The following is a 14,915-nucleotide window of genomic DNA, read 5'->3' as shown; positions in this document are numbered from 1 at the left end:
AGCGGCAGTCTGCAACCGCCCCGCCCACGGATTCTTAATCACACCCGGCGGCGGGCGTCGCATAAAATAATCATGGTTTCTCGTTGCAGATGAAACGCGGGGCGGAGTATTCACTTGGACTCATTTTCAATTCCGGAAGTTGAAGCCCGCGTTTTCCGTTTCACAAATGTCCTCGTTGCGCATCGTCACTTACAATATCGCCCATGGCCGCGGGCTGCGGCCGTTTTCGGCATTGTCTTCGCAGCGCCGGATTCGTTCGCAACTGACCAAGATCGCGAAGCTGCTGTCCACGTTCAAGGCCGACGTCGTCGCGCTGCAGGAGATTGACCAGGACTCTTCGTGGGCGGGACATTTCGACCACCTGGAATACTTGAGGCGGTTCACACGGTTTCCGTATGCGGTGTTCGGCGTGAACACGCGCAGGGACGGGTTGTTTCACTTCAACTACGGCAATGCGTTTTTGTCGAAGCATCCGATTCTGGACTCGGAGAATATTGCGTTCGGAAAAAAAACACTGGGCGAGAAGGGCTTCTTGTTCGTTGAGCTGGATGTGGGCGGGAAACGCGTCCCCATGGTCAACATGCACCTGCACCACCGGTCGCGCGCGCACCGCATCAAGCAGGTGGAAATGCTCATGGGGTATCTCACAAAAAAATCCGCCGAGATGCGTCCGAAGTGGACGGTGCAGCCGATTGTGTGCGGCGACTTGAACAATCCCTCGCACACGGCGGACGCGACGCGGTCGCTGTTTCAATATTTCTCGCGGCACGGCGACTACCGTTTGTTTCCGATGGGTGAAAAAACATATCCCTCGCCGCTGCCCCAGCGCACGCTGGATTTTGTTTTTCTGCCGCCGTCCTGCACCAACGCCTCGTGCAGTGTGGTGAAATCGTTTTTGTCTGACCACCGCCCGGTCGTGGTGGATTGCAAATTAAAGTAAGGCAGGGCGGCTTCGCGCGCGTTTTAGTTTTAGTAATTTTTTTACGCGGCCGCGCAAACGAATATCAAATACGGTTGACTGCAAATAACTATTGCAGAGAAGGGCATTTAATTAAGAGTAAACGCCGTCTGGGCGAAAAAATTGCCTGATTAATCAAAACGGAGAATACAAATCATGAAGAAAAAAACAAAAGCCAAAGCTACCCCAGCGGCGCCGGCGCCCGTTCCGGCAAAAAAGAAGAAAACCAAAGCGGTATCCTCGGCTAAAGTCACTTCGCCCAAGGTGGCGAAAGCGGCGGCCGCGGCGGTCGCTCCCGCGCCTGCTCCGCAAGTGAAAAAAGCCGCCGCGTCGGCCGGGCAGCCGAAGCCCTCGATCATCAAGATCAAGGCGCAGATCGACATCGGTTTCGGCAATTCGCTCACAATTCGCGGCCTCGGCGCCGGCTTGAGCTGGGACAAGGGCATTTCGATGAATTGCGTCAACGACGACCTCTGGTCGATCACGCTCGTCGGCGTCAGCGGGCCTGTCTCGTTCAAATTCCTTGTCAACGACCTGTCCTGGAGCGATGGCGAGGACTACGTTGCGCAACCGGGCGACGAACTCGTTCTTATCCCTACCTTCGAGTAACCGGCGCTCGGCACAAACACATTTCGTTTATCGCGACATGCGGGGACGGCTTTCGAGTCGACCCCGCATTTTTTTGCAAAACCCGAGCGATTCACGCGTTTGCGACGTAATTTTTTAACTTTACGAAAAATTACCTCTTGCACACGCATCCAAAACACTGGCAAAACTAACGACTTCATTGTTGCGCGCGTGGTGCGCACGACAGATTAGCCTACTACCTTCATGCACAGCTTCTCCGAGCAATGTCTCGAAATGGCCCGCACAATGCTGGCCCACAATTTAACCTCAATACAGCCGGAAGGCACTATTCTTCCTGTTGAAGGCGAGCACTCCCGGCCCGACGAACCCGGTCACGCCGCGCTTGCACTTGGCGAGTATTACCGCGCCACCGGTGCCACCACGCTCAAAGGCTACGACCTCGTTGACCTGACCGCGCGCTGCATCACCGCGCAGATGTTCACCGAACCCGCCGCCGAAAACGGCCTCGCCTACGCCTCGCTCGGCCTGCTCTGCTTCGGCCCGTCCAAGGAGCGCAATCTCGTTTGGGAACGCCTTGTTGACGAAACCCGCGCCCGCATCGACAAACAATTGCTCCACCGCTCGGACTACGATAACCACTGGCAGGCGTTCAACGTCGCCAAGGCCGTCGCCCGTTTCTCATTCGGTCTTTCCAAGAAGGACGAAACCTCGCGCCTCATCGAGCGCATGGTCGAGCGCATCAACGCCACCAGCTCCACCGGATTTTTCGACGACGCGGCCCCCGGCATCGGCGGCAACTTTTCACTCTACGGTGTGATGACCTACGTGTTCATCCGCTCCTCGCTCCAGCTCCACGCCAACTCAGGCGTGCGCGACCGCAAGCTCCCCACACTTCGCACCTACGCCGAGAAATACATCAAAATGATGCCCGACCTCGTGCGCGCGGACGGGCTCGGCTGGGCGTTTGGCCGCTACTCGGGCGCCTACGGCCAGATGCACTGCATCAGCCTCATTCTGCAAGGCCTGCGCGACGGCTGGATCGCCGAGGATCAAAAACCGAAGTATTTCGATATCCTGCGCCGCCTCTTCCTGTTCTTCTACCAAACCTATCTCGACCAGGAGCACGGCTTCCTCGACATGCGCGACAACGAGCGCACTGCCAATCAGCACCATACCACGCGCATCGCCAATTTCGACGCCGCGCGCTTCCTCTGCCAGTGGTCGCGCCTCGCCAAGACCGTGCAAATGCCCGCCGCGCCGATCAAACCCGAGCCCGTGCGCACCAATCCCACCGGACGCTTCGTCATCTTCGACAAGTCGAACCGCAAGGAGCAGGGGCTCTTCCTCTATCGCGATCCCACGAGCGGAATCCAAGCCCAAATCCCGCTCGTCAGCTCCAGCAAGGTGCCGAGCGCCGACACGCTGCCCTTCCCGCATTGCCCGGGTGTGTTTGACTGGCCGTGCAATGTTTACGCGCCGATCATGCTCCCAGAGCTCACCTTCGACGACACCACAGTCACGATCCCCGCGTATTACGGCAAAAACTGCGTGACCGGCCTCGGACTGCGCAACAGCTTCTATTTCCGCTACGAGCAACCCGAACTCATCACCAAGGACGAGGAACTCACAAAAAACATCGGCTCGGTGAAAGTGCAGTGGAATTTTGCGGGCCCAAGCATCAGCTGCGAATTCGCCTACACGGTGAAGCAGCAAGTCACGCTTACGAAGTTCCGCTACATGCTCGCCATCGCCGCGCCGCATTCTCGCTATCGCGTGGCTGGCTCGCTCGCGCTCGGAGAGCAAGCGCACCGTTGCACAGTGCAAAAGGATGATTTCCAGGCCTCCTGGCAGGAAACCGAGGTGGTGACCGACGACCCCAACTATTGCACGAACTACGGCAAAATCCACTATTTGCAGAGCCTTGTGCGCGACCATCCGCTCATCATGCGCCCCGGCAACATCTACCGCCTCATCGTGAACTTCGAACCCGACGTCACCAGAATTGAAGAGTGAAGAAGGAGTCAGGAGTCAGCCTCCGGACGGGCGCTGCCGCGCCATTGGAAAGAGCAAGGCAAAATGGACTCGCCTAGTCTTTCGGGGATTCCTGCACTTCGGCCTTCAGTCTTTTTTCTCCTGACTCCTGTATTCTGACTCCTTTTCCTCCAATCCAAACCGCCATGCTTTCAAAACGAGTCATTCCCTGTCTGGATGTTAAAAACGGGCGCGTCGTCAAAGGCGTGCAGTTCGAGCAACTTCGCGATGCCGGCGACCCGGTCGAGTGCGCCAAGGCTTACGACGCGCAAGGCGCCGACGAACTCGTTTTTCTGGACATCACCGCCTCGTATGAGGAACGCAACATCATGCACGATGTCGTCGCCCGCACCGCGGAAAAATGTTTCATGCCCCTCACTGTCGGCGGCGGACTTCGCACGGTCGATGATATCGAGAAAATGCTCAAATCGGGTGCGGACAAGGTTTCGCTCAACACCGCCGCAATCAAAACCCCGCAGCTCGTTGCCGACGCGTCAAACCGGTTTGGCAACCAGTGCATCGTTGTCGCCATCGACGCCAAACGCGAACCCGATGGCAAGACATGGCGCGTTTACACGCATGGCGGCCGCAACCCGACCGAACTCAACGCGGTTGCCTGGGCGCGCGAGGCCGTCGCGCTCGGCGCGGGCGAAATCCTCCTCACCAGCATGGATTGCGACGGCGTGCAAAATGGCTACGACTGCGCGCTCACCCGCGCGGTGAGCGACGCCGTGACAGTGCCCGTGATCGCCAGCGGCGGCGCGGGAAAACTGGAGCACTTTGCCGAGGCGGTGACGGAGGGGCACGCCAGCGCCGTGCTCGCCGCGAGTCTCTTCCACTTCGGCACGCTGAGCGTCCCGCAAGTGAAAGGTTACCTCGCCTCCTGCGGCATTCCGGTAAGGCTGTAACTTTCAAGTCGGTCCAAAATCGCGAGGCGCGTTCGGTGCGCCCGATGTTAAGTTTTTGGCAAACAGCGACAAAAACGGGCTTCCGCTTTGATTTTTTTGTCAAAGCGGTTATTGGTTTACCCATGCGTATTGAAAGAGATTCCATGGGCGAAATGTCCGTTCCGGACGAAACACTCCACGGCGCGTCCACCCAGCGCGCGTTTTTGAATTTTCCGATCAGCGGGCGTCCGCTGCCCGAGAGTTTCATTCGGGGCCTTGCGCTTGTGAAGTTCGCCGCGGCCGCCGCCAACGAGCAGCTCGGGCAGCTCTCACCCGAGAAATCGCAACTCATCCAGCAGGTCGCGCAGGAAATCATCCAAGGGGAGCACATCGCGCACTTTCCGCTCGATATTTTCCAGACCGGCTCGGGCACCTCGACCAACATGAACATGAACGAGGTCATCGCCAACCGCGCCAGCCAGATCACGGGCAATCCGATCGGCTCCAAAAAACCGCTTCATCCGAATGACGACGTCAACCACGGCCAGTCATCCAACGACGTCATTCCCACCGCCCTGCATGTTTCGGTCGCGCTTGCGCTGCACGCGCAGCTCGTGCCCGCGCTCAAGCACCTGCACACCGAACTCGCCGCAAAGGCGCGCGCCTTCGACGGCGTTGTGAAAATCGGGCGCACGCACCTGATGGACGCCACGCCCGTCACGCTTGGGCAGGAGTTTTCGGGTTACGCCGCGCAAGCCAAGAAGGCCGCCGACCGCGCGGAAAAAGCCATCGCCTGCCTGCGCGAACTTGCGATCGGCGGCACTGCGGTTGGCACCGGCATCAACACCCATCCCGAATTTGCCGCGACAGTCTGCCGCATTCTCACGGAACGAACGGGCATCCTTTTCTACGAGGCGGAAAACCATTTCGAGGCGCAGGCGGCGCGCGACGATTGTGTTGAGGCCGCCGGCCATCTCAGCGCCATTGCCGCGGCGCTCACAAAAATCGCAAACGACATCCGGCTGCTCGGCTCCGGCCCGCGCAGCGGCCTGCAGGAAATCAAACTTCCCGCCACGCAACCCGGCAGCTCGATCATGCCGGGAAAAGTTAATCCCGTGATGAGCGAAATGCTCGTGCAAGTCTGCATCTACACGCAAGGCATGGCCAACATTGTGGCCATGTGCGGACGCGACGGACACTTCGAGCTCAACGTCACGCTTCCGCTGATGTCCTACGCGCTGCACGACTCGATTCGGTGCCTGGCCGCCGGCGCGCGACAGTTTGCCGACGCCTGCGTGAAGGGCATCGAGGCCGACCCCGGGCGCTGCCGCGAACTCGTTGACCGCTCACTCATGCTCGTGACCGCGCTCAATCCCCATATCGGCTACGATGCCGCGGCCGCGGTTGCGAAGGAGGCGTATTCAAAAAACAAGACATTGCGCGAAGTCGTCCTCGAAAAAGGCCTGCTCGACGCTGCCACGCTCGACCGCGCCCTCGATCCGACAACCATGGTCCGGCCCGGCGCCAAGGAATAAACGTGACTCGGACTGCCTGGTCCGCCTCCGAAAAACGGCGGTGGAACTGAAGACAGACTTGGCAGTCCGCGCTACTTCGCATCGCTCACGCCAGGCACTTGTTAAAACCTTCGTTGAGCGCGGCGCGGTCCAGGTTTTTGCCGATGAAGACAAGCGTGTTTGCGCGCGTCTCGCCCGCGGCCCATTCGCGGTCCATCTTCGCGTCGAAAAGCATGTGCACGCCCTGAAAGACGAGGCGGCGGTTTGAGCCCTTCACGCTGAGCACGCCTTTCATGCGGTAAATGTCGTTGCCCTTGGTGCGCAGCAATTCGCTGATCCACGCGTTCAGGCGCTGGCCGTCGAGGTCGCCGGGCGTGTTGATGCCCACCGACGAAACATCGTCCTCGTGCGAATGCGTGTGCTCAAAATCGCGCTGCCAGTCCGGGCGCACATTGTCGTCCTCGCCCGCGCCCTCGGGATAAATGTGCAGCGGATGCTCGCCGCAGCCCTCGAACACAAGGTAATAACCGGGCTCGGTGACAGTGAACTTAAAATGCCCGTGCTCATGCTCGCCGAGATGCAGGCGTTGAAGCGTGTCGCCGGGCGTGAACGCGTCGCCGTCGCGCACATTGTTTTCCCAATCGGAAAACGTGAGCACCGTGGTTTTCACCACCGCGTCAATATCCGCCTCGTCGAGCGATTTCACCGGCGCGACAACGACATCGAGCTCGCCCGGATTGCCGTGGTGATGATGGTGGTGATGCTCGTGCCCGTCGCCGTGTTCATGTTCGTCGCCGTGCGCGTGCTCATGCTCATGGTCGTGTTCGTGATCGCAACCCTCATGCCCGTGCTCGTGGCAATGGCAGTGGCCGATCACGAGCTTGTGCGTGCCGGCGGGAAGTTTGTAGGCGCCGGCCCACTCGAACGGATAACTCGGCTGGAGAAATTTCGGATCGACCGACAGCGCGCGCGCCGGATCGAAGCCGGCGATGTTGATGACGGCGTCGAGCGGCACATCGCAATTTTTGGCGCGGTAAATTTTGGCCGCGGCGTTCATGGCGTGAATGCGTTTTTCGAGCGCGTCGAGTTCGGCGGCGGCGATGAGATCGGTTTTGTTGAGCACGAGCACGTCGGCGAAGGCTATTTGTTTTTTCGCCTCGGGCGAGTCGTCGATGTGCCGGAGTATGTGCGCCGTGTCCACGATGGTCACGATCGCGTCCAGGCGGAAGTTCGCGCGCATCTCGTCGTCGGTGAAAAACGTCTGCGCCACGGGGCCGGGATCGGCGAGCCCGGTGGTTTCGATGATGATGCCGTCGAGCCGGTCCTTGCGCTTCATGAGGCGCGTGAGGATGCGGATCAAGTCGCCGCGCACCGAGCAGCAAATGCAGCCGTTGTTCATCTCGAAAAGCTCCTCGTCGGTCTGGACGACGATCTGGTTGTCCACGCCCACCTCGCCGAATTCGTTTTCGATGACGGCGAGCTTTTTGCCGTGCTGCTCGGTGAGGATGCGATTGAGAAGCGTGGTTTTGCCCGCGCCGAGAAATCCGGTGAGGACGGTGACGGGAATGGGCGCTGGCGCGGTGTTCGTGGAATCTGCGGAATTGCTCATGAAGAAAGCATAACAAACCCGTCCAGCCCGCCGACGCAAGCGCGGCTTCCGCTCTCCGCTTGCATGTGGGGCGCGCAACGCTAAATTGCATGCTTTTCAACATCATGTCCGCCGATCTCGCACAACTCGTCACCACCATCGCCCAACGCGCCCGCGCCGCATCGCTCGCCCTTGCCACGGCGACGCCCGAACAGAAAAACGCCGCGCTCACACGCCTGGCCGAGTTGATCGCCTCTTCACAGGACGCGCTTCTCGCCGCCAACGCCCGCGACCTCGCCGAGGCGAAAAACAACGGCTTGAGCGACGCGCAAATCGACCGGCTCACACTCACACCCGCGCGCATCGCCCAGCTTGTCGAAAGCGTGCGGCAGGTTGTCGCGCTGACAGATCCGGTCGGTGAGGTATTGGAGGACGCCACGCGTCCCAACGACCTGCGCATCCGCCGCGTCCGCGTGCCCATCGGCGTGATCGGCATTATCTACGAGGCGCGCCCCAACGTCACCATCGATTGCGCGATCCTCTGCCTCAAGAGTGGCAACGCCTCAATCCTGCGCGGCGGCAGGGAAATCTTCAACACCAACACCGCCTTCGCCGCGCTCATCCCCGACGCGCTTCGCCACGCCGGCCTGCCCGCCGACGCCGTGCAACTCATCCCCACGACCGACCGCGCCGCGCTCAACACGCTGCTCAAGCTCGACCAATACGTGCACTGCATCATCCCGCGCGGCGGCGAGTCGCTCATCCGCTTCGTCACCGAAAATGCCACCGTGCCCGTGCTCAAGCACTACAACGGAATCTGCTTCGTCTACCTCGACGCCGCGGCCGACGCGGACATTGCCGAGCGCGTGACAGTGAACGCAAAAACGAGCCGCGTCTCCGTCTGCAATTCCGCGGAGCAACTCCTCGTGCACCGCGACGCGGCGGAAACGCTGCTGCCCCGGGTGGCGCGCGCGCTGGTCGCCAAAAACGTCTCGCTCCGCTGCGACCCCGCGAGCGCGGCCATTCTTGCAGGGGAAAACATTCCTCACACCGCCGCGACCGAGGCGGATTATCGCACCGAATTTCTCGATTACGTGATGGCCGTGCGCGTGGTCGATTCGCTCGAAACCGCCATTGCAACAATCAACCGCGACAGCTCCGCGCACAGCGACGCCATCATCACGCGCGACGAGCCGACAGCCCGCCGCTTCCTCGCGGCCGTGGACAGCGCCGCTGTTTTCTGGAACACCTCCACGCGCTTCAACGACGGCTTTGAGTTCGGTTTCGGCGCCGAGATCGGCATCAGCACCGACCGCCTCCACGCCCGCGGCCCCATGGGCCTGCGCGAACTCTGCAGCTACAAGTTCCTAGTTGAAGGCACCGGCCAGGTGCGCGAGTAGGGTGTTTTGGCAAGGGGAAGGGCAGGGGCGATGTCTGCGATTGTCTTTGTGATTAAGAAAAGCGAAAGTTGGTCGTCTTCTCATCAGACACTCCTCGCCTCATGAAAATCCCCTCAATCACTCGTCGCCTCGCATTGTTATTTTTCTTCGTAATTTTTTCGCAGGCTCCAATCGCAGGCGCGGACAAAACATACGAAGCACAACTGGCCGAGGCGCAACGTTTCGACGATGAAAAATCCTGGGCGCTGGCGCGCGACGCCTATGCACAAGCGCAAAAACTCGCGCCCGACGACGAGGCGCGGCGCTGGTGCGAGTTGTGGCTGGCGCGAGCGGAGTGGCGGACTTTTTCCAAGGACGATTGGAACTGGCCTGCGCGCTCAAGGAACGAGGCGAAAATTAAGCCTATGTTTGGGAAACTGCTCGCTCCCTATGAAAAGGGGTATCGCGAGCGGGATGCCTTTTGGTTGGCTGTCATTGAGGAGCGTGTCGAATTTCATCGGACAGGCGCATATGATTATCCAGCCATGATACGCGATTTACTGGAAGTTTCAGATTACTGCGGAGCAAAAACACCTGAAAAAGAGAATACGGATGCGTATGTGAGAAGCCTTCGCAGACTGGCGAACACAGCGCCCGAGTATGCGAGTTTGCGCAAAGAATACCGCGAGAAATTTATCGAAAATTTTGGACGATCCTCACGGTTGGACGAACTTTCCGCGGATGATCGCGCATGGTGCGCTTTGCAATACGCGCACTATTCCACGGACTCCAGAGATGTGTCTGCGAAGGAGCGCGACAATCGCTGGGCCTTTGCCGTTGAGATTTCAAAAAACACACAATGGGACGCCGTGGTTCGCGCGAGGTTTTTTGTCCTTCAAACGCTTAAGGGCAGTGCGGCGGGGACGGTTGTTGTCGAATCCGACACACCGGCGGATTTGGAAAAATTGAGGGCACAGGCTTCGGCGTTGATCGACGCGCTTGCCGGCGCTCCTGATGATCGTTTTGTCCGTGAAACGCGCACCATGATGGAAAAGCTCATCGGTTGGTGGACGCGTCCAATACTGTTGCTTGACGCGCCCGATTACGTCGCGCCGGGCGAGCCGTTGCGCATTGATTATGCGACGGCAAATTGCGGCGAACTTACGGTCGAGCTTCTCAGGTTTCCGATGGAGTCTTATCGCCCCGTGGATTGGTGGGGCTTGTGGAGAGCGGGGATTTCAATTGAAGCACAGCGAGAAAAAAATTGGCGTGATGGCGGCACGGTAATGAAGCGGCTCACCTTGCGCGGATCTCCTGCCGGTTCGATGCAGTGGGTGCGTCAGTCCACCGAAATAGCGGAGGAGTTGCCTCCGGGGTTTTATACAATTTCAATTACAGGCTCCGGCAAGAAGCCCGAGGAGCGTGTTGCGGATATTTTTGTCACAAGTGTGCGGGCTATCGCTGTTTTTCACACCGAGGGGCCGAAAAAATTGTTCGTCTATCACAATGATTCGGGCGAGCCGGTGGCCGGGGCGAAGGTGATCGGTATTTTGAGCGAAAAAGAAAAATGGGAGACGGTCACTGATGACAAGGGGTATGCGACGCTGCCTGTTTCAAATGACAAAAAAGGAAAGGGCGAATTTGAGTCGAACTGGGGGGCAACTCTCATGGCGCTTGTCGACGGGCAGCCTGTTTGGTTCGGCGAAAACCAATTCATGCCAAACAGCGTGGAGAGCCACGAGGGTGTGTTGCGGCCAAATGTGTGGGCCGATGTGTTTTTTGACCGCTCTCTTTATCGTCCGGGAGAGACGGTGCATTGGAAAATAGTCGCACGGGAACGCAACAACGGACGATTCGAACCATGCCGGGCGAATCTTGCGCTCACCGTGGAGCACGGGGAGGAAACTTTGATTGATGGGCTCCCGTTGAGGCTGAACAAATATGGAACTGCGCACGGGGACTTGCGGCTTCCGTCGGCGCTCAAGCCCGGAAATGTGCGAATGCGTTTATCGCTCGTCGATGCGCCGTCGTCAAAAACGATCGAATTGCCCCGGGCGTTTCATGTGGACAATTATGCGGTATCGGGAATCGAGGCTGAAACCGTGTGGTTGAATCCCGAGGCTGTCGCCCAACCTGACGCGGACGTGGTGTTTGCGGTGCGCGCCCGATACTACTCCGGAGGCCCCGTGGGTGGCGCGCGCGTGCATGTGTCGATTGATGCCGATGTGGAGCGCGAGGAAGACATCGGCCCGGACGCGCGCCGTTTGCTCAAAAACTGGATGGAGACGCACACGGATATGCCGATTGAGCTCATCACGGACTCGAATGGCGAAGCGCGTCTTCATTTGCCGCAACCCGCTGTGCGAGGACTTCGACGTGTGGGCGTGAAAGCTGACGTGGTTCTGGAGGGCTCGCCCTCGGTCACAGCCAGGACAAGTGCTTATCTGGCGCGCGCAGCGTCGGTATCGGTTGGTTCTATCAAGGCCAGCCGCAGCTTGGCTAGGCCGGGGGAAAGCGTGGTGTTCACGGTCGGGGTTATCAATGCTGCGCGCGAACCTTGCGCGTTTTCCGGCAAAGCGCGGGTGATGGAGGCAAAATGGCGTCCGAAGTGGCGGGCTCCGGATGGGAGCTTTGTGTTTGAGGATGAACTGGATGCTGCGAAGCGGCGGTTTGCCGCGAAGGATGACAAGAGGGATTTTATCCCGGCGCGCATGTTGGGAATGTCCGAGTATGAGCTTTCCGAGGTTGCTGTTTTTGACGCGAGCGGTGGCGCGGACGGCAACGTGACGATCCCGTTTACTCCGCCCCGCGAGGGGCTATACACCGTGCGGTTGGAGACGGATGGCGAGACTTTGGACATGCGTTATTCGCTCCGCAGGGATGCTCCGCAATTGACGGTGGCCGATGATATGACGACGGAACTGGCCCTGCCTCCCGATGCTCGCAAAGTGATCGGGCTTGACGCATGGAGGGCCGGCGAGTCTCTGCGAACGCTGGTTGTGCTGCCAAAGGACGTGTCGCGCGCGGTGCTCGTTTTGTATGCGGAAAATGAGATCATCACGCGTGTGGTCGAGGGCGCCGGACGGCGGGTGACTTCTGTTTGCTTGGATCGCGCGCCCGTGGTTTTCGGTGGCGTGATGTATGTGATTTTTTATGATGCCAAGGGAAGCAACATGGACTCCGGCTATGTGGAGATTACGGAGCGTGTGGACACGCGGCTGCGCGTGGATATCGAACCCGTGCCGGAGAAATCGCGTCCGGGCGACAGAGCGGAGGCGCAAATAATGGTGCGAGATTCGCACGGACGTCCGGCGGTCGCCGAGATCGCCGTCGCAGTCAGCGACCAGGCCGTGGACGCCCTTGCCGGGGACGCGCGCAATCCGGAAATAATGGAAGCTTCGACAATGTGGCATTGCGCCCCGGCGCAGATCGCCCGCACGATGTCGCGACGCGCGCACACGGGGCCGTTGGCGTTGCGCGACGCGCGGCCGGGCGCGTTACTGAATCCCTCGGGTCGAACGATGTCGTTTGGCGGGTTGCTGCATGAAACTGAAGTGGGGCGGGTGTTTGGCTTAGATGATGGAGAATCGCTTGGTCATGCGGCGAATGCCATGTCGAGCACCATGTCCACGCGCATCCGGCGGCATTTTTCGTCAACGGCTTTCTGGGCTCCGGAAGTCCTGACCGACATGCAAGGGCGGGCGAGTGTCGCATTCAATTATCCCGATAATCTGACGCGCTGGAGCATTAGCGCGCTGGCTGTCGACATAGATGGAAACCGGTTCGGCACAGGGCGGGCTTTCACGCAAACCACGCTGCCGTTTCAGGCCCGCCTGCAAACTCCGCGCTTCCTGATTGAGGGAGACCGGGCGATGATTTCCGCGCGGCTTGTCAATCGCACCGACACGGCGGTCTCAGCCGAGGCGTTTGTCATGCCATCCGGCGCCGCGATGTTTCCACTGGGGATGACTATTGGTCCGGTGAGGAAAAACATTCCCGTCCAAGCGGAGACTGTGGTCACATGGCCGGAGGTAATGGCGACGTGGCCGGGCGACGCGACATTCACGCTTACCGCAAAAACCGAATCGGAGACCGATGGAATGGCCCTGACAATACCCGTGCTCGAGGACGGCGTCAGCCAGCAAATCGCAACCAGCGCGCGACTCGCGGGTGATGCGAAAGAGCACACATTCATGCTGACATTGCCCGCGCAACTGAATCGGAATCGCCTGAACGCGACGTTACAACTCAGCCCGAACCAAGCGGGCGCGATGTTCGGCGCGCTGCCTTATTTGATTAATTATCCGTATGGGTGCGTGGAGCAGACAATGAGCCGGTTTTTGCCGGCGGTTATGATTCGAAAAACTTTTGCGGACTTGGGCGTTTCAAATGACGTGCTGGAAAAACGCATCATGGCCGGTGGGAAAACGCGGACATCGCTCGATGATATTGTGAGGCGCGGACTCGACCGCATTGTGATGGCGGAACGGGACGATGGGGGATTCGGCTGGTGGCCGGACAGTCGGAGGGCTGACGCGTGGATGACCGTCTATGTGGCGTGGGGACTGGCATTGGCGGAGGAAGCTGGAATTGCCGTTTCCCAAGATTTGCGCGACCGGACACACGAGGCGATTGAAGAACTGATATTGAAAGACAAAACAATACCGAACGACACAAGCGCATGGATGCTTGGCGTGGTCGCGCACGCCGGCTTGCGCTTGGACAAACACAAGCAACAGGACGATGAGGATAAGGAATTGCGGGATGTGTTTGAACGTGTTTACGAGCAGCGCGAAAAACTTTCCTCCGCCGGACGCGCGAGCCTGCTGCTTGCCTCCTCGCGTTTTGCCTCGCCGGATCAACGCGCGGTGTTGTTGCGCAATCTTGAAAACGGCGCGCGACGGGTTCGCGCCGACGGCATGGGCGACACGGTGCATTGGGGCTCGACATCCGGTTACTGGAGGGCGGCAGACGGGGCCGTTGAATCCACCGCGCTCATGTTGATTGCCCTGCTTCGGATTGACGCCGCGCACCCGCATGTCGAGCCCGCTGTGAACTGGCTCGTGCTGAACCGTCGCGGCACGGCATGGGAGAACACGCGCGCCACGGCATTCGCGCTGATCGCATTGAATCAATATATGAAGCAACGCGCCGGTGAGTCTGCTGGCGCGCAAATGGAAATTCTGATCAACGGGAACACATGGCGAACGATAACGCTCGACCTTGCGGCATTGCTTGCCGGCGAGACATGCGAGCTGCCAATCGACGCGCCTCTTTTGCGGGAGAATGATAATGCGATCACGCTCCGGCGCCTTTCCGGTTCATCACCTGTTTACGCCGTGGCGCTTGCCACGGCGTGGGCGCGCGGCGATTCGCTGAAACCAGCGAGTCATTTGGTCGCTGTTTCGCGCGACTTCACACGCCAAAAAGTCACCCGCACAGTGACGGGAGCCGTGCGCATTGATCCCATGCCAATGAGCGGGAGTGAAAATGCGGCGCAAGCCGGCGAACAAGTGGTGGCCCGTGTCAAACTGGATGTTCCAAACGACCTCGAATACGTGATGATCGCCGTGCCAAAGCCCGCTGGTTGCGAACCAATAAACGCGCGCAGCGGCTGGGATGCCCGGCTTGTGCGGGTTGATGGAAAAAAAGATCCCATCGCCGACGAGTTTGATGACGATGACGACGATGATTTTGATGACGAATCTGCGCGCGTTCGCGGCCACCGCATTTACCGCGAGGAGCACGACGACCACAGCGCGTTTTTCCTCGATCATGTCGAGGCGGGCGAATGGGAAATCCGTTTCACCATGCGCGCGATCACGCCGGGGGATTTCCGCGCGCTGCCGGTGAAGGTCGAGGCAATGTATGTGCCGGAAATCCGCGCCAACAGCGACGCGCGGCGCGTGCGGATCGATGCGAGGTGATGTGGTGAAAATGCAATGGGGGTTCGCGCGGATGCACCCGCAC

8 protein-coding genes are annotated in these 14,915 nt (G+C 59.5%); 7 read left to right on the top strand and 1 reads right to left on the bottom strand.

The window, feature by feature from the left end; translation table 11 throughout:
• Positions 1-166: 166 nt before the first annotated feature.
• The 5 genes from M2447_RS02860 to M2447_RS02840 all read left to right on the top strand — a co-directional run bounded on the left by M2447_RS02860 (position 167) and on the right by M2447_RS02840 (position 5,999).
• Positions 167-940, top strand: coding sequence for an endonuclease/exonuclease/phosphatase family protein (locus tag M2447_RS02860; RefSeq protein ID WP_277557323.1), 774 nt, complete (start codon positions 167-169; stop codon positions 938-940).
• A gap of 174 nt (positions 941-1,114) precedes the next feature.
• Positions 1,115-1,567 carry a hypothetical protein gene (locus M2447_RS02855; protein WP_277508994.1) on the top strand — a complete coding sequence of 151 codons (453 nt, stop codon included), beginning with the start codon at positions 1,115-1,117 and terminating at the stop codon, positions 1,565-1,567.
• Positions 1,568-1,789: 222 nt separating this feature from the next.
• Positions 1,790-3,559, top strand: a complete 1,770-nt coding sequence (locus M2447_RS02850) for a hypothetical protein (RefSeq protein WP_277557322.1) — start codon at positions 1,790-1,792, stop codon at positions 3,557-3,559.
• 164 nt (positions 3,560-3,723) lie between these two features.
• Positions 3,724-4,485, top strand: a complete 762-nt coding sequence (gene hisF / locus M2447_RS02845; RefSeq protein ID WP_277557321.1) for an imidazole glycerol phosphate synthase subunit HisF — start codon at positions 3,724-3,726, stop codon at positions 4,483-4,485.
• Positions 4,486-4,607: 122 nt separating this feature from the next.
• Complete coding sequence (locus M2447_RS02840) at positions 4,608-5,999, top strand: class II fumarate hydratase (protein WP_277557320.1); 1,392 nt, start codon at positions 4,608-4,610, stop codon at positions 5,997-5,999.
• Positions 6,000-6,084: 85 nt separating this feature from the next.
• Here M2447_RS02840 and M2447_RS02835 read toward each other — a convergent pair whose 3' ends face one another.
• Positions 6,085-7,587: a GTP-binding protein gene (locus M2447_RS02835; RefSeq protein WP_277557319.1), complete on the bottom strand. Its 1,503-nt coding sequence runs from the start codon at positions 7,585-7,587 to the stop codon at positions 6,085-6,087.
• A gap of 104 nt (positions 7,588-7,691) precedes the next feature.
• On the opposite strand from M2447_RS02835, the gene M2447_RS02830 reads away from it, so the two are divergent.
• Both M2447_RS02830 and M2447_RS02825 read left to right on the top strand, forming a co-directional pair.
• Positions 7,692-8,966 carry a glutamate-5-semialdehyde dehydrogenase gene (locus M2447_RS02830; protein ID WP_277557318.1) on the top strand — a complete coding sequence of 425 codons (1,275 nt, stop codon included), beginning with the start codon at positions 7,692-7,694 and terminating at the stop codon, positions 8,964-8,966.
• Between the two features lie 101 nt (positions 8,967-9,067).
• Positions 9,068-14,872 carry an MG2 domain-containing protein gene (locus M2447_RS02825; RefSeq protein WP_277557317.1) on the top strand — a complete coding sequence of 1,935 codons (5,805 nt, stop codon included), beginning with the start codon at positions 9,068-9,070 and terminating at the stop codon, positions 14,870-14,872.
• Positions 14,873-14,915: the final 43 nt, after the last annotated feature.

Source organism: Ereboglobus sp. PH5-10, assembly GCF_029504735.1.
Taxonomy (GTDB): Bacteria; Verrucomicrobiota; Verrucomicrobiia; order Opitutales; family Opitutaceae; genus Ereboglobus.
The sequence above is the reverse complement of the archived record's forward strand: the minus strand, read 5'-3'. Positions and strand labels throughout refer to the sequence as shown.

Excerpts from the sequence above, each read along its gene's own strand:
- M2447_RS02855 (WP_277508994.1), top strand. The coding sequence starts at position 1,115 with ATGAAGAAAAAAACAAAAGCCAAAGCTACCCCAGCGGCGCCGGCGCCC.
- M2447_RS02835 (WP_277557319.1), bottom strand. The coding sequence starts at position 7,587 with ATGAGCAATTCCGCAGATTCCACGAACACCGCGCCAGCGCCCATTCCC.
- M2447_RS02825 (WP_277557317.1), top strand. The coding sequence starts at position 9,068 with ATGAAAATCCCCTCAATCACTCGTCGCCTCGCATTGTTATTTTTCTTC.
- M2447_RS02860 (WP_277557323.1), top strand. The coding sequence starts at position 167 with ATGTCCTCGTTGCGCATCGTCACTTACAATATCGCCCATGGCCGCGGG.
- M2447_RS02840 (WP_277557320.1), top strand. The coding sequence starts at position 4,608 with ATGCGTATTGAAAGAGATTCCATGGGCGAAATGTCCGTTCCGGACGAA.
- M2447_RS02830 (WP_277557318.1), top strand. The coding sequence starts at position 7,692 with ATGTCCGCCGATCTCGCACAACTCGTCACCACCATCGCCCAACGCGCC.
- M2447_RS02850 (WP_277557322.1), top strand. The coding sequence starts at position 1,790 with ATGCACAGCTTCTCCGAGCAATGTCTCGAAATGGCCCGCACAATGCTG.
- hisF (WP_277557321.1), top strand. The coding sequence starts at position 3,724 with ATGCTTTCAAAACGAGTCATTCCCTGTCTGGATGTTAAAAACGGGCGC.